The sequence below is a fragment of the Pseudarthrobacter sp. GQ63 genome (assembly GCF_059758765.1).
Map to the genome: position 1 here is coordinate 480900 of NZ_JCAXEF010000002.1, position 22552 is coordinate 503451.

At 64.0% G+C, this 22552-nt stretch carries 22 protein-coding genes; 10 read left to right on the forward strand and 12 right to left on the reverse strand.

Annotated elements, in window-relative coordinates; all coding sequences use genetic code 11:
- The first annotated feature begins 154 nt into the window (after positions 1-154).
- Positions 155-673 carry a hypothetical protein gene (locus AC6CHP_RS06690; protein ID WP_318266463.1) on the forward strand — a complete coding sequence of 173 codons (519 nt, stop codon included), beginning with the start codon at positions 155-157 and terminating at the stop codon, positions 671-673.
- Here AC6CHP_RS06690 and AC6CHP_RS06695 read toward each other — a convergent pair.
- Both AC6CHP_RS06695 and AC6CHP_RS06700 read right to left on the reverse strand, forming a co-directional pair.
- Positions 666-1532, reverse strand: a complete 867-nt coding sequence (locus AC6CHP_RS06695) for a hypothetical protein (RefSeq protein WP_188729402.1) — start codon at positions 1530-1532, stop codon at positions 666-668. The two genes, AC6CHP_RS06690 and AC6CHP_RS06695, sit on opposite strands and share 8 nt — an antisense overlap.
- Positions 1516-3282, reverse strand: coding sequence for an NAD(P)/FAD-dependent oxidoreductase (locus tag AC6CHP_RS06700; protein WP_498228705.1), 1767 nt, complete (start codon positions 3280-3282; stop codon positions 1516-1518). The genes AC6CHP_RS06695 and AC6CHP_RS06700 overlap by 17 nt, the downstream gene beginning before the upstream one ends.
- A gap of 154 nt (positions 3283-3436) precedes the next feature.
- Here AC6CHP_RS06700 and AC6CHP_RS06705 point away from each other — a divergent pair, with 154 nt between their 5' ends.
- The 3 genes from AC6CHP_RS06705 to AC6CHP_RS06715 all read left to right on the forward strand — a co-directional run bounded on the left by AC6CHP_RS06705 (position 3437) and on the right by AC6CHP_RS06715 (position 5656).
- Positions 3437-3817: a UBP-type zinc finger domain-containing protein gene (locus tag AC6CHP_RS06705; protein WP_498228847.1), complete on the forward strand. Its 381-nt coding sequence runs from the start codon at positions 3437-3439 to the stop codon at positions 3815-3817.
- Positions 3818-3904: 87 nt separating this feature from the next.
- Positions 3905-5110: a cytochrome P450 gene (locus AC6CHP_RS06710; RefSeq protein ID WP_498228707.1), complete on the forward strand. Its 1206-nt coding sequence runs from the start codon at positions 3905-3907 to the stop codon at positions 5108-5110.
- 141 nt (positions 5111-5251) lie between these two features.
- Positions 5252-5656 carry a hypothetical protein gene (locus AC6CHP_RS06715; RefSeq protein WP_498228709.1) on the forward strand — a complete coding sequence of 135 codons (405 nt, stop codon included), beginning with the start codon at positions 5252-5254 and terminating at the stop codon, positions 5654-5656.
- Between the two features lie 74 nt (positions 5657-5730).
- Here the strand turns inward: AC6CHP_RS06715 and AC6CHP_RS06720 are convergent, their stop codons facing one another.
- Complete coding sequence (locus AC6CHP_RS06720; protein ID WP_229675296.1) at positions 5731-5892, reverse strand: hypothetical protein; 162 nt, start codon at positions 5890-5892, stop codon at positions 5731-5733.
- 426 nt (positions 5893-6318) lie between these two features.
- Here AC6CHP_RS06720 and AC6CHP_RS06725 point away from each other — a divergent pair, with 426 nt between their 5' ends.
- The 4 genes from AC6CHP_RS06725 to AC6CHP_RS06740 all read left to right on the forward strand — a co-directional run bounded on the left by AC6CHP_RS06725 (position 6319) and on the right by AC6CHP_RS06740 (position 8935).
- Positions 6319-6753, forward strand: coding sequence for a hypothetical protein (locus AC6CHP_RS06725; RefSeq protein ID WP_498228711.1), 435 nt, complete (start codon positions 6319-6321; stop codon positions 6751-6753).
- A 143-nt stretch (positions 6754-6896) separates the two neighbouring features.
- Complete coding sequence (locus tag AC6CHP_RS06730; protein WP_174180232.1) at positions 6897-7589, forward strand: histidine phosphatase family protein; 693 nt, start codon at positions 6897-6899, stop codon at positions 7587-7589.
- A gap of 24 nt (positions 7590-7613) precedes the next feature.
- On the forward strand, positions 7614-8168 hold the full coding sequence (locus AC6CHP_RS06735) for a DUF3090 domain-containing protein (RefSeq protein WP_498228713.1): 555 nt from the start codon (positions 7614-7616) through the stop codon (positions 8166-8168).
- A complete protein-coding gene (locus AC6CHP_RS06740) occupies positions 8168-8935 on the forward strand; it encodes an SCO1664 family protein (protein ID WP_498228715.1) in 768 nt (255 codons plus the stop codon). Before AC6CHP_RS06735 ends, AC6CHP_RS06740 begins: the two co-directional genes overlap by 1 nt.
- A 642-nt stretch (positions 8936-9577) precedes the next feature.
- Here AC6CHP_RS06740 and AC6CHP_RS06745 read toward each other — a convergent pair.
- From AC6CHP_RS06745 to AC6CHP_RS06780, 8 genes are all read right to left on the reverse strand, one after another.
- Positions 9578-10444 (reverse strand): DUF6414 family protein, encoded by an 867-nt coding sequence (locus AC6CHP_RS06745; RefSeq protein WP_498228717.1) that lies wholly within the window; start codon positions 10442-10444, stop codon positions 9578-9580.
- A gap of 174 nt (positions 10445-10618) precedes the next feature.
- Positions 10619-11593, reverse strand: coding sequence for a class 1b ribonucleoside-diphosphate reductase subunit beta (gene nrdF, locus AC6CHP_RS06750; protein WP_013601219.1), 975 nt, complete (start codon positions 11591-11593; stop codon positions 10619-10621).
- A gap of 90 nt (positions 11594-11683) precedes the next feature.
- Complete coding sequence (gene nrdE, locus AC6CHP_RS06755) at positions 11684-13804, reverse strand: class 1b ribonucleoside-diphosphate reductase subunit alpha (protein WP_498228719.1); 2121 nt, start codon at positions 13802-13804, stop codon at positions 11684-11686.
- A 20-nt stretch (positions 13805-13824) separates the two neighbouring features.
- Positions 13825-14277: a class Ib ribonucleoside-diphosphate reductase assembly flavoprotein NrdI gene (gene nrdI / locus AC6CHP_RS06760; RefSeq protein WP_174180307.1), complete on the reverse strand. Its 453-nt coding sequence runs from the start codon at positions 14275-14277 to the stop codon at positions 13825-13827.
- 88 nt (positions 14278-14365) lie between these two features.
- Complete coding sequence (nrdH, locus tag AC6CHP_RS06765; protein WP_066276552.1) at positions 14366-14611, reverse strand: glutaredoxin-like protein NrdH; 246 nt, start codon at positions 14609-14611, stop codon at positions 14366-14368.
- A 369-nt stretch (positions 14612-14980) separates the two neighbouring features.
- The gene (locus tag AC6CHP_RS06770) at positions 14981-16366 is read right to left on the reverse strand and encodes a class I SAM-dependent methyltransferase (protein ID WP_498228721.1); all 1386 of its coding nucleotides are present in this window, start codon (positions 16364-16366) and stop codon (positions 14981-14983) included.
- On the reverse strand, positions 16363-17094 hold the full coding sequence (locus AC6CHP_RS06775; RefSeq protein WP_498228723.1) for a DUF1365 domain-containing protein: 732 nt from the start codon (positions 17092-17094) through the stop codon (positions 16363-16365). The genes AC6CHP_RS06770 and AC6CHP_RS06775 overlap by 4 nt, the downstream gene beginning before the upstream one ends.
- Positions 17091-18491: an NAD(P)/FAD-dependent oxidoreductase gene (locus tag AC6CHP_RS06780; RefSeq protein WP_498228725.1), complete on the reverse strand. Its 1401-nt coding sequence runs from the start codon at positions 18489-18491 to the stop codon at positions 17091-17093. The genes AC6CHP_RS06775 and AC6CHP_RS06780 overlap by 4 nt, the downstream gene beginning before the upstream one ends.
- A 119-nt stretch (positions 18492-18610) precedes the next feature.
- Here AC6CHP_RS06780 and AC6CHP_RS06785 point away from each other — a divergent pair, with 119 nt between their 5' ends.
- Positions 18611-19528, forward strand: coding sequence for a LysR family transcriptional regulator (locus tag AC6CHP_RS06785; protein WP_104186045.1), 918 nt, complete (start codon positions 18611-18613; stop codon positions 19526-19528).
- A gap of 45 nt (positions 19529-19573) precedes the next feature.
- Entirely contained in the window at positions 19574-20080 is a 507-nt protein-coding gene (locus AC6CHP_RS06790; protein WP_104186131.1) for a DUF2004 domain-containing protein, read from the forward strand.
- Positions 20081-20158: 78 nt separating this feature from the next.
- Here AC6CHP_RS06790 and metE read toward each other — a convergent pair whose 3' ends face one another.
- Positions 20159-22501 carry a 5-methyltetrahydropteroyltriglutamate--homocysteine S-methyltransferase gene (metE, locus tag AC6CHP_RS06795; protein WP_498228728.1) on the reverse strand — a complete coding sequence of 781 codons (2343 nt, stop codon included), beginning with the start codon at positions 22499-22501 and terminating at the stop codon, positions 20159-20161.
- Positions 22502-22552: the final 51 nt, after the last annotated feature.

Sequence of the window (22552 nt, forward strand, 5' to 3'; positions counted from 1 at the left end):
GGTTCCGCGGGCCATCGGGACCGCAGTGTCTGTCGGTGTCCTTACCCACGTCGTGCTGCCCCGTCTTTTAGGTAGGTGGGGTGCTGCCGGGTACGAGGCGGGTATGCCGCTACCAGGCGATAACCTGATCCCAGAGCCCGACTCCGTGCAGACCATGGCAGTGACCATCTCCGCGCCGCCTGCCCAAGTATGGCCCTGGCTGGTGCAGATGGGGGTTGACCGGGCTGGACTGTACTCATATACGTGGGTTGAGAACGGGCTGCTCCATTTGGGCGTAACCAACGCGGATCGGATCCACCCGGAGTGGCAGGACCTTGCAGTCGGTGACACCATCGCCTTCACGCCCGCCCACTACCCCGGAGGGCGCATGGGGCCCCGGGTAGTGGAGCTGGAGAGCGGCCGGCACCTCGTCCTCGACGCAAGCCCCGGCGCGCCGGCGGGCACGGTTACCGGCACGTGGCAGTTCATCCTCCACGAAGCGGACGACGGCGGGACGCGGCTGCTGCTGCGGACACGCACCGGTCCGGGGCGGCCGGCAGGACTGCGCTTCATGGACTTCCTGCTTCAGCCGGGTTATTTGGTCATGGATCGCGCGATGCTGTTGGGCATCAAGCAGCGCGCTGAGCGGCAGGCGAAGAAGGATCAAGCGTTTGCGGAAAGCCCGCTCAGCTAATTTCGGCCTGCGCTCCGGGCGATCGGGATAGAGCGAGTGCCCATCCACCGGCGGTTCCAATGGCCAGCAGCACGGTGACGAAGCCGATGGCCGGTGCGCTCGGCCATGCCAGGGCGCCGCCATACCGCAGCAGGGCAAGCGCCTGCAGAATGACGAAGGCAACCGAGGTCAGGGCCACGGGGCGTACGGTGCGGAGGTCGGCGCTGGACTGGCCCTGCGCAGCCGACCATCCCAGGCCGACCAGCCACGCTCCGACCGCCCTCGCCGTGAGCTCGGACAGTGTCCAGGGCCACCACGTGGCGGCATAAGCGGGTATTGCCAGAAGCGCCACACCGAAGCACAGCAGTACCCCGGCGATCCCCACCATGAGCAGCCGTAGCGCAGGGGGCAGCACCGGCCGACCCGCCGTCACGGACGTTGGGGCAGGACGCCGGGAGCGGATCTGCATCCAGCTGACCACGAGCATCGCCACGGGCACCATGGCATAGATCGCCAGCCACGCCCAAGTGGCTATCTGGGCCAGTGCGCCATTTTCTGGCGAGAGGTGGAAGCGATCCAGATGAAGCAGGGTGACCCCAAGAGTCAGCGTCGTGAAGACGAACACGGGCCAGACTGCCAGCCTCGCTGACTCCCAACTCGCTGAGCGGGCGCCCGTCACCTCCAGGCCGGCGGCCGACCAGTATGCCGCCCCGAGGAAGACGGCGGTCATGGGCGGATTGACTGTCCATGCGAACCATTCCGCAGTTCGCAGCGGAAACACGAACAGCACGAGCCCGGCAAGAAACACGAGGAATGCAGCAACGTAGAGCAACAGCCTCATCGCCGGGATCAACGGTGTGGCCTCAGTTGAAGCGGACATCTCCGGGCAGCTCCTCGGGTACGGCAGCATCACCTGGGGCAGGGGGCGAAGCAGGCAGGGGGTGCTCGGCCAGGTAGGTATGGAGCATAGAGACCACGGTGGCGCCGTCCCCCACGGCGGTAGCCACCCTTTTGATGGAACCGGCCCGCACGTCGCCGATCGCAAAGATGCCGGGCATGCTGGTTTCCAGGGCCAGCGGATGCCTGCCGGGCATGACGGACGCGGCGTCATGAACATCCCGGTTGGCGCCAGTGCGGAGGAAGCCTGCCTGGTCACGCTCTACGGTGTCGGGCAGCCAGGAGGTCCGCGGCACCGAACCGATGAGCACAAATAAACCGCCGGCTTCGATCTCCTCACCCGGCGTTGCGTCGGGGGCGCCGGGTGCGGCGACCTTGACCGAGGCAAGGAATCCGTCCCGGTCGCGTGCGCCCACGATCACGGTGCCATAGCGGATCGCAACGTTCCTGGTGGCCTCCAGCTGGGAGATGAGGTATTCCGACATGCTCACCGACAGGGTGGGTCCACGCACCAGCAGCGTCACCTTCTTCGCGAACTTCGCAAGGTGCAGGACCGCCTGTCCGGCCGAGTTGCCGCCCCCCACAACGCAGACGTTCTTTCCGGCCATCGACGGCGCCTCGGAGACTGTGGCCCCGTAGAAGACGCCCCTGCCCACCAGATCCTCTATCTGGGGTATCCCGAGGCGGCGGTAGTCCACTCCGGTGGCCACCACCACTGTGCGGCACCGCACCACGCTGCCATCGGAAATCGACACAGCGTACAGTGCTCCGTCCGGGGCGAGGCCTTCCACCTTCCGCAAGAACAGGAAGTCGGTGCCCAAAGTCCAGGCCTGGTGAAACGAGCGGTAGGCCAGATGGGCGCCACTGACACCGCGGGAGAAGCCAGGGTAGTTGCGGATCAAGGAGCTGGTGCCGGCCTGGCCCCCCACAGCCTCTCCCTCAACCACCATGGTGGCGAGGCCCTCCGAGGAGGCATAGACGGCGGTCGCAAGACCGGAGGGACCGGCTCCAACCACCACCACATCGAAAATCTTGTCCGGTGGAGGCGGTCGCGTCACCCCCATCGCTTCGGCAATCTCCAGGTCAGTTGGGTTCTGCAGGACAATTGGTGACGCAGTGAACTCCAGCACCAGGACCGGCAGCATGGGGTCACGCAGGCCAAGGCTCTCCAGCGTCCGTTCCGCCGTCTCGGACCCCACAGGATGGAAGCCCACCGGGATGTGGTTTCGGCTCAGGGAATCGCGCAGCGAATGGGTCCTCCCGTCGCCAACCTCCCCGATCAGCCGGACCGCCTCGAACCCGACCCCCTGGGCCAGGTGCCAGTCATCAAGGGCGTCAGTGATCGCCCCATGGAATTCTTCGTCGCGCGAGCGTTCGGGTCGTATGATCAGCAGCTCCGCGTGCCCCTGCCCGATCGCACGGAATACGGTGGGCGCGCTGGCGAAGTCACCCCATGTCACCACAACTGCACGCTTTGCGGCCGGGTGAAAGCCATAGGCACGACGCAGGAAATCGAGCCCACCGCGGTCAGCTGGCCCGTAACACCCGAGTATGAGCGCGACCGGGCGGTTCCAGCGCCGGAGCCCCTCAAGCACCGCCCGCCCGTGGGCGTGCCCCTCGCAGGCCACCACCTCATAGTCGGCACCGTAGCGCCGGCGTAACTCATCTCCGAGAATGCGCCGGGACTCCGAGTCTGAGGTGGCAATCAGCATGATCGGAACCGAGTGATCCATGGCCGCCGTCTTTCCGGTTCAATGGTTCGGTGGCGCTCACGATACTCGCGCTGGGACAGTGCAGACAAGGGCGCGGAGATTCTGCCAGAATGGCTCCCGACAGGGCCGCCGGGATGACCTGAGCAGGACCGGAGTGATGGACATGGAATACCCCTTGGAGGACCGCCCAATTGCGGGGATCAACCTTGCCGCCACACCCAGTGGAACGGGATGCCTGGAGTGCCTCGGCGGTGACGGCCCGGGATGGTGGCTGCATCTTCGCCGCTGCGCACAGTGCGGACACATCGGATGCTGCGATTCATCTCCGTCCCAGCATGCCAGTGCCCACGCGCAAAAAGCCGGTCACCCCGTCGTGAGGTCCTTTGAACCCGGGGAGGACTGGTTCTACGAGCACACCACGAAGAAATTCTTCCGTGGCCCAAGGCTTCCGGACCCTCAGTCCAGGCCACCGGAGCAGCCCTCACCTGCACCGGCGGACAAGGTACCGGCAGACTGGCGGGAGCGCCTGCACCCAGTAGGTAGCGATCCGGAGTAAACCGGGCCAACTCCAGCTAATGACCCGGAAGCTGGCAGTGGCTAAAATCAGGGTTCAACGCTCCAACTGGCTGAGGGCACGGCGTCCGTGGAGCCGAAGAGTCCCAGGCGAGCAGAGAGGCCAGCCATGGATTTCAGTGCGTCCCCTGAATATCAGCTCAACCCTTTCCCCTACTACGAACGCATGCAGGAAACTGCCCCCGTCTATTACGACGAACAGTCTGGCAGTTGGCACGTCTTCCGGTACGACGACGTTCAGCGGGCTTTGTCCGAATATGCCACCTTCTCGTCGCACATGGGAGGTGATGATGCATCGGGGACCGGCCAACTGTTTTCCTCGAGCCTGATCGCCACCGATCCTCCAAGGCACCGGCAGCTGCGCTCCCTGGTTACCCAGGCGTTCACTCCCAAGGCCGTGGATGCGCTGGCTCCCCGCATCGCCGGGCTCACGGACGAGCTGCTGGAGGGGATCGCGGACCGCGGCAGCGCGGACCTGATCAAGGAGTTGGCCTACCCGTTGCCTGTCATAGTGATCTCTGAACTCATGGGAATCCCCCCGCAGGACCGTGAGCGCTTCAAACGGTGGTCGGATGTGATTGTCAGCCAAACGCGGACCGGTTCGGCCAGTGAGAATCACACCGCAGCGCACATGGAGATGACGGAGTACTTCCTGGCCTTGATCGACGAACGCAGGAGCCGCCCGGGCCAGGACCTGATCAGCACCCTGCTGGCAGCGGAGATTGACGGCCAAAAACTGACGGTGCCCGAACTGCTCGGTTTTTGCGCTTTGCTGCTTGTCGCAGGCAATGAAACCACCACCAATCTGATCGGCAACGCAGTTCTGTGCCTGTCCGAGAACCCCGGCACCATGGACCGCCTGATAAGGGAACCCGCTCTGCTGCCCCAGACCATCGAAGAGGTGCTGCGTTTTCGATCGCCGGTCCAGTCCATGTATCGAATGACTGTCGCGGAGGCAGCCTTGGGAGACGAAGTTATTCCTGTCGGCGCACCGGTCGTGGCCTGGATAGGCTCCGCCAACCGCGACGAGAGGCAGTTCCAGCGGCCTGCCGAGTTCGATGTTGATCGCGGCCACAACCGGCACCTGGCATTCGGCCACGGCATACACTTCTGCCTCGGCGCGCCGCTGGCCCGGCTAGAGGCCAGGATCGTCCTGGAAGCACTGCTGGCCCGTTTGCCCGGGCTTTCCCTGGAACAGGGCGTTCACCTGGAACGAATGGACAGCACCATTGTCTATGGGGTGAAGGCACTCCTGGTGAGTTGGCAGCCGGCCTGACCGGCAAGACTTGGTGCGACTATGGCGGCGAGGGACAGGCGGCAGGTGGTTGCGCTTGCCGCGTGCTCGTTAATGACCCTGATGGGGTGCTCTTATGACTACCCTGAGCCGGAGTATCCGCCAGCAAGTGGCACTGATCCATTGAACAAGCCAACCTCTGCCCCGGATGCGTCGGCCGTGTCCCCGCCGGTGTACGTTGACCCGCTGGTCCTGGAGCGGGAGGTCAAGAACTATGGTGAGCTGGACCGGCTCCTCAAGGCAGTGCCGGGACCCGCCATTCTTTTTGAGGAGGGGCCATTGGATGGCCCGGTCAGGGGCTTTGGAGCAATGGAGAAGGTGCCGGCGGCCGGACAGTACACCGTCACCGCAGCCTGTGTTGGTGCATCAGGCGCCAAGGTTTCCGTTGGCCAGGAGCATCCGGGTGCGCCCTTTCAGCCTCTGGAGCTGGCGCTGGATTGTGCCGGGTCCACTTCGAAAGTCATTGAACTCGAGCAGGGCTACATTTTCGCGCACCTGGATCTTCCCGGGCCCGGTGATACTCCGTAGACGGGGGCAGTTGGCGGGGTCCGCGTGACAGGCCCCCTTGCCGCAGCAGAAGGCGGACGATAACGTCCCACTGCTCACCCCGGCTGGTCCTCAAGGGACGAGATGATACTGCCGCAGCCCTGGAAGAACATCCGGCGGCCAAGACCGCCGTCGGCCCAGATCCAGACAATGGAGTGGTCGCCCGTCATGGCATCCACGACGCCCGTGCCGGACAGGCCGGCGTCCAGGAAGCTCACCCTCTCCCCTACAGTGAACCGCGGATGCCGGGTCCTCTTCCGGCGCAGCCTCGAGTGGGAGGTTCCGGCTACCACTGGAGGACGCCTGTTGGCTGGGAGGTGAACACGTTCATGAAATTCCTTGGGTCGCGGGCGGTTCTGCCAGCTCATTACAACCCTGCCCGCTGCTCCCAGGTCACGCATACACGTGGTGAAGCCACAGTATCCGTATTGGTGGGACGCTGCACCGGGAACGCTTGTTTTTCGAATGTGACCGGACAACACCTTCCAGCCATAGACTGCATCCATGAAAACGGGTTGGGGGATCCCGGGAGTTGGGGGATTCTCACTTTCGTCCTCGGTCCGGTACCGGGCCGTATCACCCTCCGTGCCCTTCGTGGCCAGAAGGTAGGCTCATTGGACATGGAGCCTGAGGGGGCAGCGCCAATGAAGTACCACCACATCACTGCCGCGACACTCGCAGCGGCACTCCTGCTGACCGGCTGCACTTCGGCGCCGACGATCAGCGCGCTGGAATCTCCAGCCACAGCGAAAGACCAGCTTCCTGCCGGCGTCACCATCTGGCCGGAGGATGAAATTCCTGCCAGCAGTGTGAGGTTCCTGGTCGACCACGATGGGATCAGGTACTTCGGTGCGAAAAGCGCGGATGGCCGGCGGGCGTGCGTGGCCGCACTTCCCGAGGACAGCCACGCCATCTGGGTCGCGGGCTGCTCGGATGTGAGGGACGACCGCGAAATCGTCCATGTGGGCGGCACAGGTGTTTCGGAGACTGTCCTGGTATCCGACGGATTCGACGTCGACAACCTCACAGGTGATGGGTGGAAGGCGATTCACAAGAACATCGTCATTGCCGCACCCTAAACCCGCACCGGCGCAGCATTGTGGGTTATGCCTTAGCCCAGTAGCACCCGACGCCCTTTGCTAAACTGATAGGGGCAAGGTGGCCGGCCGATTTCCACCCGCTGGGTGCACACTGCCATCGAGCCGGTGGATAGGCTGGGTGGATGGCGACAGTTATCCTTGTGCGGCACGGACGCACCACAGCCAATGCCACCGGACTGCTGGCCGGGCGGGCCGCCGGTGTCAGCCTGGACCAGACCGGGCGCGAGCAGGCGGCTTTGACCGGAGAGCGGCTCGCGGCGGTACCCGTCGTTGGGGTGGTTTCGAGCCCTCTCGAGCGTTGCCAGCAGACCGCCCAGCTCATCCTCGACCGCCAGGCCGGCACTCCGTACGCGCCGGTGGAACCCGACCTTACCGAGTGCGATTACGGCCAGTGGCAGGGCCGCATGCTCAGTGACCTCGCAACCGAAGATCTGTGGTCGGCCGTGCAATCCCAGCCGTCCGCCGTCGTCTTTCCCGGCGGTGAATCCATGGCCGGGATGCAGGCTCGGGCGGTGGCCGCCATTCGCCGCCACGATGCCGCCTTCGAAGCCGAGTACGGGCCAGGAGCCGTATGGGTGGCGGTGAGCCACGGTGACGTCATCAAATCAATCATTGCCGACGCACTGGGCATGCACCTGGACCTGTTCCAGCGGATTAACGTGGGCCCGGCCTCCGTATCGATCGTGCGCTACAGCGCCACAAGGCCAAGCGTTTACGCGACCAACACCGAGGCCGGGGATCTGTCCTGGCTGTCGAATGGTGTCCACTCCACCGACGCGCCGGTAGGCGGCGGTGCAGGGCATCAGGCGCCATGAGGCGCCTGTGCCTAAAATGCTCTTATGCCTACACGTGTTCATGAGTTCGACTGGCCTGATCGGGTAGTCGTCGGCACCATTGGCCCTCCGGGGGCACGGACGTTCTACCTGCAGGTGCGGGCAGGGAATCAGACGGTCAGTATCGCCATGGAGAAGCAGCAGTCGGCCCTGCTCGCGGAGAAGATCGACGAAATCCTCGACCAGCTTCTCACCATTGACGGCAACCCTCACAGCGTTCCCACCAGCACTCCCATTGAACTGGTTGACAATGACCAGCTCGAGGCCGTTCACGAGCAGTTCCGGACCGGCGCCATGAGCTTAGGCTGGGACCCGACAACGGCCCAAGTCGTGTTCGAGGCCTACCCCATCTCCGATGTCGACGCTGATAACGACGACGAACCGCTTGATGAGGATGACGCCGACGTGCCCGAAATGCTGCTGGTACGGATGCCGGTCGGCACCGCCCGCGCATTCGCCAAGCGCACGCGGGAGGTTGTGGGGGCCGGGCGTCCTGCGTGCCCGCTGTGTGGTTACCCCGTAGACGCCGACGGGCACGTCTGCACCCTGCCCGAAGCCTGATGCCGGCGCCTGACCTGGTGACAGCCGAGCTGACGCTCACTGGGCGCATCACGACGGCGTCGAATGCCACCTTCCTGGGCAGCATCGGCGACACGGCGGTTGTCTATAAGCCGATTGCCGGGGAGAAACCGCTGTGGGATTTTCCCGACGGCGTCCTTGCCCACCGGGAGGTTGCCGCCTATCTGGTCTCGGAGGTCCTCGGCTGGAACGTGGTGCCCCGCACCTGGCTGCGCGATGGTCCGTTAGGCGAAGGGATGGTGCAGCTGTGGCAGGAGAAAGCCCCCGACCAGAACGCGGTGGACCTCGTTGCGTCGGACGACGTACCGGAGAACGGTTGGAAACACGTCCTCGAGGGTCAGGATGACACCGGACGGATGGTCGCCCTCATCCACGAGGACTCTCCGGCGCTTAGGCGCATGGCGGTGTTCGACGTCGTCGTCAACAATGCCGACCGCAAAGGCGACCACATCCTTGCCATGACGGACGGACACCGGCACGGCGTGGACCACGGACTTACCTTCCACCGTGACCACAAGCTGCGCACGGTGCTATGGGGGTGGCTGGGGGACGCCCTGACCGCCGAGGAACTAGAGGGCATCGACCGCGTCAGCGGAGGATTGGACGGTGAGCTGGGCCGAAACCTGGCTGACCTGCTCAGCGCCGAAGAAATTGCGTCGCTCGCTGCGCGCTGTGCCCGGCTGCGCACGGCGGGTCGGTTCCCCGCTCCACGCGGTCAGATGTCGGCGGTGCCCTGGCCGCTGTTTTGAGCAGGAACCGCAGCTTCTGCAAAACAGGGCACTAAAGAGGCCCGAACCCGCGAATCCCGCGAGTCCGGGCCATGACCAGCCCTCAGAGCGGGGCCTCAAACAGGAACTCTGTGAGTTGCAGGTCCATGTGGAAGAGACTTTCAACAAGGAACGGCCCCATCATGCCGAGCCGTTAGCTTCCGAGAAGGCGATTACGTCCCGTTCATTTGGAAGTTTGCGGCGCAAGCAACCGCTGGTTGAGCTGCAAGGCAGTGGCCTGTATGCGTATCGGATGTTCAGAGTGCATACGTCTTGAGGACCGGGGAGTCAGTAAAGCTCCTCGTGCTGGCGGACCTCGCCGCGCCTCTGGGCAACTTTCATGGCCACCCGAACTGCTTTAACCCGGATGTAGTTGAACGTCCTCACGACTTCTCCCGGCACCCACGCCGTCTTCGAACTTCGAACATAGAGTCAGTGGCCCCGGAGGCTCGCCGACCGCCAACACCCCGGGATAAAGGAGTTTGTCCCGGACGATGCCCGATTCGATCCACTACGCTCTTTGCGGGCTATGGTGATCATGGAGGATCATTCACCCGAAGGAGAGATGATTCTGCACTGCGCCGATTTCCTACCACAGTCCGCTTTCTCGATCGAAACACTTGTCTATCGGAAGACAGCTATAGGGCTAAGGACGAGCGCGGGGCCTTTCACTGATGCATCGTCGGCAGAAACTTGAACGCCCATAGCCTTTGATGAATCCTCAAAGTTTCCAACAACGCTCTTCAAAGTGTTCAGCTCAAGTGGCGTTATTGGCGCATCTGTCAGCATTCGAACGGCCGGCCACTCGTCCTCGGCGCCCAGCACCTGTTCCACCTGTGCCACCACCGTGTAGATTCCTTCCAGCCTTCCGATGGGACCTATTCGCCAAATTTCCTTCATGTTCATTGCCACAGGAGGACCCGACATACCTTCAGGTACAGCAGCAACCATCGTTTCGTCCGAATCGCCCATCATCTGGTTCATGACATTTCGTGCCTGCCGGATCTCCGGCATTTTCTCCTTGGGTTGGCTGAATACGTTGCCTTTAGCCTCAGCCATGCCGGCATACCATTTGTACAGACGCACGATGGTCTCCAAGCCAGAAAGTTCAAGTCCCCCGCGGAATTCGACGGTGTCTCCTGGTTCCACGTCGCGTAACGCATCGGGACCCCAACCAGTGAACTTTCCTATTCCGTTTCGAGAAGTCATGGTTTCATACCACGCTTCAAATATCGAAAACCTAGTTCGAGTGCGACGGACTGTCTCTTCAAGTTCACTTGCGCTTGATTTGTCAGCTTTCAAGTCCGCCTTGGCTGGGCCCCACCCCGCAGCAAAACTTCCACCAAAACCGCCGCGTGAGCTCTGATTTACTTTGGAGAGCACTTCGTCAATTTTCCCGGCTTCGATTGCCGAAAGACTATTCGTGACGGTCTCATCGTCCAGATACACGAACCCCTTATGCAGCCGTTCCTTCGGCCGTTGATAAACCACGTATTTTCCTAACTTTCGCTGATACGACGAGAGAACAAGGCATGTCTGGTACATCCAACCGTCTTCAACGGGTGGCGTTTGCAGACGGGATTCGGGCACGAGGACTCAACAGCTCAGCCCTCCCACGTTCATGCGCGGGAGGGCTGAGCTGAAGGAGGAAGACGGAAGATGAGACTAGAAGTCCCAGTCCTCGTCTTCGGTGTTGACGGCCTTGCCGATCACGTAGGACGATCCGGACCCCGAGAAGAAGTCATGGTTCTCGTCAGCGTTGGGCGACAGTGCCGAGAGGATGGCCGGGTTCACATCGGTGACGGACGCCGGGAACATCGCCTCGTAGCCCAAGTTCATCAGGGCCTTGTTGGCGTTGTAGTGCAGGAACTTCTTGACGTCCTCCGCCAGGCCAACACCGTCATAAAGATCGTGCGTGTACTGGACCTCGTTCTCGTACAGCTCGAACAGCAGTTCGAAGGTGTAGTCCTTGATCTCCTGGCGGCGCTCCGGGGACACAGCCTCCAGCCCACGCTGGAACTTGTAGCCGATGTAGTAGCCGTGCACTGCCTCGTCGCGGATGATCAGGCGGATCAGGTCAGCGGTGTTCGTCAGCTTGGCGCGTGAGGACCAGTACATGGGCAGGTAGAAGCCCGAGTAGAACAGGAAGCTCTCCAGCAGCGTGGAGGCCACCTTCCGCTTCAGGGGGTCGTCACCCTGGTAGTAGTCCATCACGATCTGCGCCTTCTTCTGAAGGTTCTCGTTCTCGGTGGACCAGCGGAACGCCTCGTCGATCTCCTTGGTGGAGGCCAGCGTGGAGAAGATCGAGGAATAGCTCTTGGCGTGCACCGACTCCATGAACGCGATGTTCGTGTAGACGGCTTCCTCGTGCGGGGTCAGCGCATCCGGGATCAGGGAAACGGCACCAACGGTGCCCTGGATGGTGTCCAGCAGGGTCAGGCCCGTGAACACGCGCATGGTGAGCTGCTGCTCCGCCGGCGTCAGCGTGTTCCAGGACTGGACGTCGTTGGACAGCGGCACCTTCTCCGGCAGCCAGAAGTTGTTGACCAGGCGGTTCCAGACGTCCACGTCCTTGTCGTCCTGGATGCGGTTCCAGTTGATGGCCTCGACGTGGCTAAGCAGCTTGACCTTCTCGGTCATGTCATCCCCTAAGCGTTGGGTGGGTTTCACTAAGTTAAAGCGTACGACGGCGGGCGGGCGCCCGCCGTCGTACTGTCGCGTTGGTTGAAGCTACAGCATGCAGCTGACGCAGCCCTCAACCTCGGTCCCTTCCAGCGCGAGCTGGCGGAGACGGATGTAGTAAATGGTCTTGATGCCCTTCTTCCAGGCGTAGATCTGGGCCTTGTTGATGTCGCGCGTGGTGGCGGTGTCCTTGAAGAACAGCGTCAGGGACAGGCCCTGGTCCACGTGCTGCGTTGCAGCGGCGTAGGTGTCGATGACCTTCTCGTAGCCGATCTCGTACGCGTCCTGGTAGTACTCCAGGTTGTCGTTGGTGAGGTACGGCGCCGGGTAGTACACGCGGCCCAGCTTGCCTTCCTTGCGGATCTCGATCTTGGACGCCACCGGGTGGATCGAGGAGGTGGAGTTGTTGATGTAGGAGATCGAGCCGGTGGGCGGAACAGCCTGCAGGTTCTGGTTGTAGATGCCGTGCTCCATGACCGAGGCCTTCAGCGCCAGCCAGTCAGCCTGCGTGGGGATGTGCACGTTCTTGAACAGCTCCGCAACCTTCTCGGTCTGCGGCACCCATTCCTGCTCCGTGTACTTGTCGAAGAACTCGCCGGAGGCGTACTTGGACTTCTCGAAGCCGCCGAAGGTCTGGCCGGTCTCGATGGCCAGCAGGTTGGACGCGCGGACGGCGTGGTACACCACCGAGTAGAAGTAGATGTTGGTGAAATCCAGGCCCTCGTCGGAACCGTAGTGCACCCGCTCACGGGCCAGGTAGCCGTGGAGGTTCATCTGGCCCAGGCCGATGGCGTGGCTCTGGTCGTTGCCCTTGGCGATGGACGGCACCGAGGTGATGTTGGACATGTCGGACACCGCCGAGAGGGACCGGATGGCAGTCTCGATGGTCAGGCCGAAGTCCGGGCTGTCCATGGTCTTCGCGATGTTCAGCGAGCCCAGGTTGCAGGAGATGTCCTTGCCGGTGTCGTCGTAGGACAGGTCATCGTTGTACGTGGTGGGCTGGGAGACCTGGAGGATCTCGGAGCACAGGTTGGACATGATGATCTTGCCGTCGATCGGGTTGGCCCGGTTCACGGTGTCCTCGAACATGATGTACGGATAGCCGGATTCGAACTGGATCTCGGCGAGGGTCTGGAAGAACTCGCGCGCCTTGATCTTGGTCTTCTTGATCCGGGAGTCGTCCACCATCTCGTAGTACTTCTCGGTGACCGAGACGTCGGAGAACGGCATGCCGTAGACGCGTTCGACGTCGTACGGGGAGAACAGGTACATGTCCTCGTCCCTCTTGGCCAGCTCGAACGTGATGTCCGGGATGACGACGCCGAGCGAGAGGGTCTTGATGCGGATCTTCTCGTCCGCGTTCTCGCGCTTGGTGTCCAGGAACCGGTAGATGTCCGGGTGGTGGGCGTGCAGGTACACAGCTCCCGCACCCTGGCGGGCACCGAGCTGGTTGGCGTAGGAGAAGCTGTCTTCGAGGAGCTTCATCACGGGGATGACGCCGGAGGACTGGTTCTCGATCTGCTTGATGGGTGCGCCCACCTCGCGGATGTTGGTCAGCGCGAAGGCCACGCCGCCGCCGCGCTTGGACAGCTGCAGGGCGGAGTTGATGGAGCGGCCGATCGACTCCATGTTGTCTTCGATGCGGAGCAGGAAGCAGGAGACCAGCTCGCCGCGCTGCTTCTTGCCGGCGTTCAGGAAGGTGGGTGTGGCCGGCTGGAAGCGGCCCTCGATGATCTCATCCACCATCTGCAGGGCAAGCTGCTCGTTGCCGCGGGCCAGGTGCAGGGCAACCATGCAGACGCGGTCCTCGTAGCGCTCCAGGAAACGCTTGCCGTCGAACGTCTTCAGCGTGTAGGACGTGTAGAACTTGAACGCGCCCAGGAAGGTTTCGAAGCGGAACTTCTTCTTGTAGGCGCGGTTGAACAGCTCACGGATGAAGTTCATCGTGTACTGGTCCAGGGTTTCACGCTCGTAGTAGTCGTTCTTGACCAGGTACTCGAGCTTCTCTTCCAGGTCATGGAAGAACACGGTGTTGTTGTTGACGTGCTGCAGGAAGTACTGGTGCGCAGCCTCACGGTCGGCCTCGAACTGGATCTCGCCGTTGGGGCCGTACAGGTTCAGCATCGCGTTGAGCTCGTGGTAGCCCAGGCCCTTGTACGCTGCGGGCATCTCGGGCTTCTTGGCCCTGGTTACTTCTGTGTCTGCGACAGTCGTGTCCAAAACGTGTCCAATCCATTGTTTACGCGGGCCACGTCTTCTGGCGTGCCCATTAATTCGAAGCGGTAGAGGTGCGGCACTCCGCACTTGGCGGCGATGATGTCCCCCGCCATGCAGTAGTTGTCCCCGAAGTTGGTGTTGCCGGCCCCAATGACTCCGCGCAGTAGTTCCCTGTTCTGCGGGTTGTTCAGGAACCGGATGACCTGCTTGGGAACAGAACCCTCTCCCCCGGTGCCTCCATAGGTGGGCACCACCAGCACGAACGGCCGGGTGGCGAGGAGGGGGGCTTCCTTGGCTAAGAGCGGGATCCGGGCCACCTCACGGCCAAGCTTCGAGACAAAGCGGCTGGTGTTCTCGGATGCCGAGGAAAAGTAGATGAGCCGGCTGCCGGTGACTACCGGCGGGACCGGCCCGGAAGAATCCACACGCTGAGCCGCGTGGAAATTCTGGACTGCTGGTGCTGCCGTTGAAGTCACCTCGGCTGGTTGTTGATTGCCGGCAGGGAAAGAGTCCCTATGCCACAGAGGAAACGGCGGAGAGAGCCAGTTCCTCGATCTTGTCCGGGCGGAAACCTGACCAGTGGTCCTGGTCCGTGACCACAACGGGGGCCTGCATGTAGCCCAGTGACTTCAGGCGCTCGAGGGCCTCGGCGTCCTGGGAGATGTCAACGCTCTGGTAGGTGATGCCCTTTTTGTCGAGCGCCCGGTAGGTGGCGTTGCACTGAACACAAGCAGGCTTTGTGTAAACCGTTACGGTCATGGTTCCTGTCCCCTTTTCTGGAAAACTTGCTGGTCCGGTGTCCCCGCCCAAGCTGTACCTAGATACTACATCTAGTGCAGACGCCTCTTTGGAACCCCAAGATGATGTATTACAAGTATGTCATTTAATGCACTTTTAATCCACAGGCAGGTACCCCCAAAATGTCCGGAATCCCGCTGTTTTTGGAGACGGAGTCCACACCCTGTGGAGTACTTAGCCACAATTTTCCCCCAGCGTGTCGGGGAAACGGCGGCGTGTCGCGCAGCCCCGGGCAGCCGCACGGGACACCAAAAAGGGGCCCCGACGTGACCTTCGGAACCCCTCATGGTGATGAAACGCACGGCGGCGGCAGCCGCCCGGCCGCAGCGGCTAGAGCTGCACCTCCCGGCGGTCCAGGACAACCTGCTGCACGTCCAGGTAGCCGGACTGGAAGCCTGCCCGCGAGTAGCACAGGTAGAACAGCCACATCCGCTGGAAGACCGAATCGAAGCCCAGCTCCTCTACCTCCTGCGAGCGCGAAAGGAACCGTTCCTCCCACAGCCGCAGGGTGGCGGCGTAGTGGTCCCCCATGCCCATCCGTTCACGCACCCGCAGGGTGGTGTGCTGCTGGGTGACGCCCTCGATGGCGCGGACAGAGGGAAGGAAGCCGCCGGGGAAAATGTACTTGTGGACCCAGGTGTAGGCGTTCCGGGTGGCGAGCATGCGGCCATGCGGCATGGTGATCGCCTGGATGGCCACCTTCCCGCCGGGTGCCAGCACCCGGTCGATGGTCTGGAAGTAGATGGGCCAGTACTCGTACCCCACGGCCTCGATCATCTCCACCGAGACCACGGCGTCGTATTCGCCCTCAACGGCCCGGTAGTCCTGCAGGGCCACGGTGACCTTGTCCGCGTAGCCGGCAGCCGCAATGCGTTCCTGTGCAAGGGCCTGCTGTTCACTGGAAAGGGTGACGCTGTAGACGGTGGCGCCGCGGGCCGCTGCCCGCAGTGCCAGCTCACCCCAGCCGGTGCCGATTTCCAGGAGCCTGGTGCCTGCCCCGACGCCGGCCTTGTCCAGCAGCCTGTCGATCTTCGCCTGCTGCGCTTCCGCCAGCGCCTCCCAGCCGACGGAAGCCAGGGGCCCCGAGGTCAGCGGAAACAGGGCCGACGAGTAGCTCATGGTGGAGTCGAGGAAGTTGGAGAACAGCTCGTTGGACAGGTCGTAGTGCCGCGAGATGTTGCTGCGCGTGTTCTGCTCGGCGTTCCGTTCCTGCCGGGGCGTTCGCGGCAGGTACAGCGCGCGCAGCTTCTGCAGCGGCGTGGGAATGAGCGTGTCCACCGACGCGGCAAAGACCTCCAGGACTCCTGCGAGGTCGCTGGCTTCCCAGTCCCCCGCCATGAAGGACTCGCCCAGTCCGATCAGTCCGTTGTCGCCGATCCGGGCTTCAAACGCCTCCGGCCGCACCATGGTCATCACCGGCGCGTCCGGGCCGCCCGTGCCCAGCACGGTGCCGTTGGGGTACTCCACGCGGAGGGGCAGCCGCTTGACCGCCCCCTTGAAGAGGAGGCCGGCGGCCTTGCCGGCCACCGCGGCTTTGGCGCCCGACGGCGGCTGCGCAACTTCCGGCCACAGGTCCGGATCGATGGTGGCTGGAGAGGCCGGCACCCCCGTTGCGGTCCAGGCCGCGGCGTAGGGCGTGGGAGCATCCTCGAGAGTCCTGCGCTGCGCCTTGCCTTCGGCGGATGCAGTTGCCTGGTTGTCGTCCGTCATTGTCATTGAACTGCCTCCTGTGAGGGGTGGTGTGGTCGGGCGACGACCGGCAGGCGTCTTGCCCAGAGTGTAATGCCCTGCACCCTGATGAGTGCGGAAACCAGAAGTGGCGCGGCGGGCACGGCAACGGCCGCCGCCAGGATGTTCCGGACCGTGGCGGGCCGGCGCGTGCCGTCCATCGAGGCCACGAAAGGCCGGTGGCCCTCGCGCTCCAGCACGATGGACACCCCCAGCTTCTCCCCCGGTGCGGGCAGCTTCATGCGGTACTGCCCGTCCACATCGTTGAACGGTGACACGTAAAACGCCTTCGGCACCGAAGCACGCCCCGCCGCGTCCGTCAGCAGCAGGTAGCAGTGGCGCTCCCCGTAGGTGTTGTGGACTTCGGCCACCACGCACTCAAGTTCGCCGCTGGTCCGGTAGCACCAGAACAGCGTGAGGGGGTTGAAAACATAGCCGAAAACCCTGGCGCTGGTCAGCATGTGGATCGCGCCGCCGTCGGGCTCCATGCCCTGGGTGCGCAGGAACCGCTCCACGTTGCTCCGGATGCTGGACCCGGGGTCCCCCAGATGGTCACCGGACCGGAAAACGGCGAGCGGCCGGAGCATGAACGGAAGGCGGGGCAGGTGGTCCACGTCCACGAACCAGGAGTAGCTGCGGTACGTGAACGCGTTCTTCACCGGCGTGCGGCGCACATGCGAAATGGCTGTGCGGTAGATCGCTGCCTCAATGGTCATGCCGGCTCAGCCGCGGAAAGCAGCTCCCGTTCCCCGCCGTCCCGGGAATCAGCCCGGTCAGCAGCCTGGGCGGCCAGCCAGGAGCGGCCCAGCGCCGCGGCCGCCCGCACCCCGGAGAGTGCGCCGTCCTCATGGAATCCCCAGCCCAGGTAGGCGCCGGCGTACGCGATCCTGTTGTCGCTGAGCCCGGCGATCGCCTGCTGGGCCCGCAGCGATTCAGGCGTGTACTGCGGGTGCTCGTACACCATCCGCTCCAGGACCCGGTCCTCCGCGATCAGCTCCGATTCCCCCAGGCTCACGAGGTACGGCTTGCTGTCCGCCGGGCTGAGCCGCTGCAGCCGGGTGAGGTCGTAGCTGACAAGGACTTTGTCCGGCCGGGCTTCGCAGGAGGGCAGGCGGTAGTTCCAGGACGCCCTGGCGTTGTCCGCGGAGGGCAGGACGGCCGGGTCCTGGTGGAAGACTGTGTGGTTGACCGAGTAGGGCATGCCGCCCAGTGCCTCCTTCTCTGCCGGGGTGGCGTCGGCGAGGAACCCCAGTGCCTGGGCCGGGTGGGTGGCGATGACGACGGCGGTGAAGTCTTCCTGCCCGTGTGCAGTGGTGATCTGCACGCCGTCGGGATGGCGCCGGATGGCGGTCACGGGGGTGTTGAGCCGGACGTCCGTCAGCGTGGCGGCCAGTTTTTCGACGTACCTGGCGGAACCGCCGGTGACGGTACGCCACTGCGGGGAGCCCTTGACGCCCAGCAGGCCGTGATGGCCCAGGAAGGTGAAAAGGTACCGTGCCGGGTAGGCCAGCGCGGTGGTGGGGTCGCAGGACCACACGGCACTGACCACCGGGGTCATGAAGTGCGAAACAAAGTAGGGGCTGAACTTCTCGCGTTCCAGGAACTCGCCGAGGGTGGGTTCGGGAACCTCGAGATCCGAGGTGGCCGGGGAAACCGGTGCCGTCTCCAGCAGCGCCCGCGCCTTGCGGTAGAAGCGGGTCACTTCCAGCAGCATCAACAGGTAGCGGCCACGCAGCAGGCTTGAGGGACGGGCGATGATTCCGCGTCCGCCCTCGCGGGCGCCTGCATATTCCAGCCCGCAGCCGTCACACCGGATGGACATGCTCATCTCGGAGTCCTGCGTCTCCACCCCGAGTTCCGCAAAGAGCCGCAGCAGCGTGGGATAGGTCCGCGTGTTGTGGACAATGAAGCCGGTATCCACGCCGATGGTGGAGCCGTCCGCCTGCGGCATGTCGTGCGTGTGCGCGTGACCTCCCAGCCGGGAATCCGCTTCGAACAGCGTGACGTCGTCCTGCCTGTTGAGGACGTAGGCTGCGGTCAGGCCGGCCACGCCGCTGCCGATGACGGCCACCCGCCGTCGCCCGCCTCCGGTTACTGCTGGGTCAGGTGACAATGCATGCTCCTCTGCTGGACATTTGCCAATGTTAGAGGGCAATTCGGCACCGCCGCGGCAACGGATGGGTGCCGCGCGCTGAACTTCTTCGGGGCGGGACGGCGGAGTACTGTGGGCAGGTGGTAAACCCGGTACACCTGAAGACCCTCCTGGAGGTCACCCGGCTCGGCTCCTTTGCGGCCGCGGCCGCCACGTTGGGCTACACGGCATCAGCCGTCTCCCAACAGATGTCCGCCCTGGAACGGGACACCGGCGTCGTCCTGTTCCAGCGCTCGGCACGCAGCGTGGTGCCTACGGAAGCCGCCGTCGTCATGACCCGGCACGCCGCCAAGGTACTCACGGACATCGAGGCGCTGATGGCTGCCGCCTCCAAGACCCAGGACTCGGCCAACCAGGAACTGCGGCTGGGGATCTTTCCCAGCCTGGCCACGTACGTCCTGCCGCGGATCCTGAAGAACCCGGCGTGGAAGAACCTGGGAATCGACCTTAAAGTGTCCGTCGCTGAACCCGGGCAGACCATCCAGGGGCTGCGCACCGGCGGCGAATTGGACCTCGCCGTGGTTTTCCAGGTGGGGCAGACGGGCTTCGCGTGGCCCAATACCATCAACCGGCAATGGATCGGCGACGACGACTTCCGGGTGGTGCTGCCCGCCGGCTGGGGCTTCCGCAGTGACGCAAAGGTTGCCGCCGACCACCTCTCCGAAATGCCGTGGATCATGCACCATCCGGGAACCAGCGACGCCATGGTGATAGAGCGGCTCTTCGCCGGTTGCAACCTGCACCCGCGCGTGGTGGCCCACAGCGACGATTTCCACGCCAGCCTGGAGATGGCGGCCGCAGGACTGGGGGCGGCCCTGGTTCCGGAACTCGCGCTGCGGAACAAGCCGGCCGGCGTTGTGGTGCTGGACGTTCCGGAGATCCGGCTGGCCAGGAACGTCTTTGCACTCATCATCAATGACAGGAAAACCGCGCGGGTCCAGCTCTTCGTGGACCTCCTGGCCGAGACGCTTGCCGGAATGCGCACGGCCGTGAATTAGGCCTGAATGCTGGAATGCTCCGCTGTTCAGGTCTATGTTGAAACTATGAGCAAGGTAGCGAGCCGGCACTTTGGAGAGATCGAACTCAACCACGGCAAGGATCACTTAGTGGCCGCGAAGCACGAGCTTCGCGGGCATCCGCTGGAACTCGACCTCAACATCACGGCGCACGACCACTTCGATGAAGCCGCCCTCCGGAAGGTGGACTACCGCCTGCGGTTCCTGCCCGAACTCGTGGACGAGGTCCGGGACATGATCGCCGAGGAGCTGGAGCAGGAAGGCACCAGCCCCCAGGAATACCTGCACTTCCACTGCAACGCCCTCAAGGACGAACACCTGCAAAAAGTCTTCGGCGTGACCGACCGCAGCCAGCTCACCAACGAAGTCTTCCTCAAAGCCCTGAAGCTTGGCCACGTGGGCATCTATCCCGGCCAGCCCGAGCGCTACTTCGTCCTGGACTTCACCCTGGGCGAGCACTTCACCGATGAGGTGCTGGTGGCGTCAGCCGACGAGGACGGCGTGGTGGACGACGAGATCGTCTGGGAGTCCTGAACTCTGCTTAAGGAACGACGGCGGCCGGTCACCTGAGATTCCCAGGTTACCGACCGCCGTCGTAACTATTGGTGTTGGCTATTTGGCCGCTTCCAGCAGGTTGGCGCGGACCGCCTGGGTTGCCTTGACCAGGTTCCGCAGGGAATCCTCGGTCTCGGCGTAGCCGCGGGTCTTCAGGCCGCAGTCCGGGTTCACCCACAGCTGGCGGGAGGGTACGTGCTTGACGGCGGTGGCCAGCAGTTCGGTCACCTCCGCCTCACCCGGGACACGCGGTGAGTGGATGTCGTAGACGCCCGGGCCAACGCCGCGGCCGAAGCCGTGGGACTCGAGGTCGTGGACAACCTCCATGCGGGACCTGGCGGCCTCGATGGACGTGACGTCCGCATCCAGTCCGTCGATCGCGTCGATGATCACGCCGAACTCGGAGTAGCAGAGGTGGGTGTGGATCTGGGTGGCGTCGGCAGCACCGGCGGTGGCCAGGCGGAAGGAGTCCACGGACCACTTCAGGTAGCCGGCGTGGTCAGCCTTGCGCAGCGGAAGGAGTTCGCGCAGTGCAGGCTCGTCCACCTGGATGACCTTGATGCCGGCAGCTTCGAGGTCTGCGATTTCATCACGCAGGGCCAGGCCCACCTGGTTGGCGGTCTCGCCCAGGGGCTGGTCGTCGCGGACGAAGGACCAGGCCAGGATGGTGACCGGACCGGTGAGCATGCCCTTCATCGGCTTGCTGGTCAGGGACTGCGCGTACTTGGCCCACTCAACCGTGATGGGCGCACTGCGGGTGACGTCGCCCCACAGGATGGACGGACGGGTGCAGCGGGATCCGTAGGACTGGACCCAGCCGTGGACGGTGACGTCGAAGCCCTCCAGGTTCTCGGCGAAGTACTGGACCATGTCGTTGCGCTCGGGCTCGCCGTGCACCAGGACGTCGTAGCCAAGCTCTTCCTGCAGCTGGACAACCCGCTTGATCTCGTCCTTCATGAGCTTTTCGTACTGCCCGTCGGTGAGGTCGCCCTTGTTGTTGCGGGCGCGCGCCGACCTGATCTCGGAGGTCTGGGGGAAGGAGCCGATGGTGGTGGTGGGCAGCGGCGGCAGGTGCAGCGCTTCTTCCTGGGCGGCTTCGCGGACTTCGTAGGCTGAGCGGGTGAAGTCGGCTGCGGTCAGCGCCTCGGTGCGTGCACGGACGTCGGAGCGGCGCACGCCTTCCGCGGTGGCCCGGGAGGCGATGACGGCCGTTGCCTCATCGATGGCCGCCCGGGCGGAGGCGGGATCGGCCAGGTAGGACGCGAGGGTCTTCACCTCGACGGCCTTCTGGTCCGAGAACGCCAGCCAGCTGCGGAGCTGCTCGGAGAGCTGGGTTTCCTCGGCAACATCGTGCGGGACGTGCTGGGTGGAGGTGGAGGTGGAGACGGCAACCTTGCCGGCTGCTGCCTTCAGTGCGTCCAGCTTGGCGGCCGATGCGGCGAGGTCGTTGCGCCAGATGTTGTGGCCGTCCACGACGCCGGCAACCAGGGTCTTGTTGCCCAGGCCTGCGAGTGCCGCGGCGGAGGGAACAGTGCCCTTGAAGACATCGATGTGGAGGGCGTCGATGTTGGTGGCGGCGAGGGTGCCGAGCTGGCCGTCCAGCGATCCGTACGGTGTTGAGACGAGGATCTGCGGGCGGTTGGCCGCCGAGGAGAGGACCTCGTAGGCGCGGGCCACGGCGGCCTCGACCTCGCCGGCCGGGGTGTCCTGGTCCACCACCAGGGCGGGCTCGTCGAGCTGGACCCAGCTGGCACCCGCGGCGGAGAGCTTCTCCACGAGCTGGACGTAGACGGGCAGGATGTCCTCGAGGCGGGACAGCGGCGCGAACCCGGCGGGGGCGCCGTCCGACGCCTTGGACAGGAGCAAGTAGGTGACGGGGCCCACGATGTACGGGCGGGTCTCGACGCCGTTGGCCAGTGCGAACGCGAACTCGTCAACCTTGGCGGTGGAGGCGAGGGTGAACTCGGTCTCCGGGCCGATCTCCGGGACCAGGTAGTGGTAGTTGGTGTCGAACCACTTGGTCATTTCGAGCGGCTGCTGGTCCCTGGTGCCGCGGGCCAGGGTGAAGTAGCCGTCAATGTCCAGCTGGCCCTTGTCATTGAGGAGCTTGCCGAAACGGGCGGGGACAGCGCCGAGGTGGGCGGTGGTGTCCAGGACCTGGTCGTAGTAGGAGAAGGTGCCCGGCACTGCGGCCGGTTCGGTGAGGCCGCGTTCCTGCAGGCGCTTGGCGATGGCCAGCTGGATGTCCTTGGCGGCGGAGTCCAGAGCGGCCGCGTCGATCTTTCCTGCCCAGTAGGCTTCGACGGCCTTCTTGAGCTCGCGGCGGCGGCCGATGCGCGGGTAGCCCAGGAGGGATGCAGCCGGGAACGGAGTGTAGTTGGGCGTGGTGTTTTTAGACATGGGAAATCCTAAGAGTTGGGTACAGGTCCGCCGTGGGCGGAAAGATTCAGT

Coding starts and splice junctions, on each gene's coding strand:
- AC6CHP_RS06690 (WP_318266463.1), top strand. CDS start 155: ATGGCAGTGACCATCTCCGCGCCGCCTGCCCAAGTATGGCCCTGGCTG.
- AC6CHP_RS06695 (WP_188729402.1), bottom strand. CDS start 1,532: ATGTCCGCTTCAACTGAGGCCACACCGTTGATCCCGGCGATGAGGCTG.
- AC6CHP_RS06700 (WP_498228705.1), bottom strand. CDS start 3,282: ATGGATCACTCGGTTCCGATCATGCTGATTGCCACCTCAGACTCGGAG.
- AC6CHP_RS06725 (WP_498228711.1), top strand. CDS start 6,319: ATGAAGTACCACCACATCACTGCCGCGACACTCGCAGCGGCACTCCTG.
- AC6CHP_RS06730 (WP_174180232.1), top strand. CDS start 6,897: ATGGCGACAGTTATCCTTGTGCGGCACGGACGCACCACAGCCAATGCC.
- AC6CHP_RS06735 (WP_498228713.1), top strand. CDS start 7,614: ATGCCTACACGTGTTCATGAGTTCGACTGGCCTGATCGGGTAGTCGTC.
- AC6CHP_RS06740 (WP_498228715.1), top strand. CDS start 8,168: ATGCCGGCGCCTGACCTGGTGACAGCCGAGCTGACGCTCACTGGGCGC.
- nrdF (WP_013601219.1), bottom strand. CDS start 11,593: ATGACCGAGAAGGTCAAGCTGCTTAGCCACGTCGAGGCCATCAACTGG.
- nrdE (WP_498228719.1), bottom strand. CDS start 13,804: ATGCCCGCAGCGTACAAGGGCCTGGGCTACCACGAGCTCAACGCGATG.
- nrdH (WP_066276552.1), bottom strand. CDS start 14,611: ATGACCGTAACGGTTTACACAAAGCCTGCTTGTGTTCAGTGCAACGCC.
- AC6CHP_RS06770 (WP_498228721.1), bottom strand. CDS start 16,366: ATGACAATGACGGACGACAACCAGGCAACTGCATCCGCCGAAGGCAAG.
- AC6CHP_RS06775 (WP_498228723.1), bottom strand. CDS start 17,094: ATGACCATTGAGGCAGCGATCTACCGCACAGCCATTTCGCATGTGCGC.
- AC6CHP_RS06790 (WP_104186131.1), top strand. CDS start 19,574: ATGAGCAAGGTAGCGAGCCGGCACTTTGGAGAGATCGAACTCAACCAC.
- metE (WP_498228728.1), bottom strand. CDS start 22,501: ATGTCTAAAAACACCACGCCCAACTACACTCCGTTCCCGGCTGCATCC.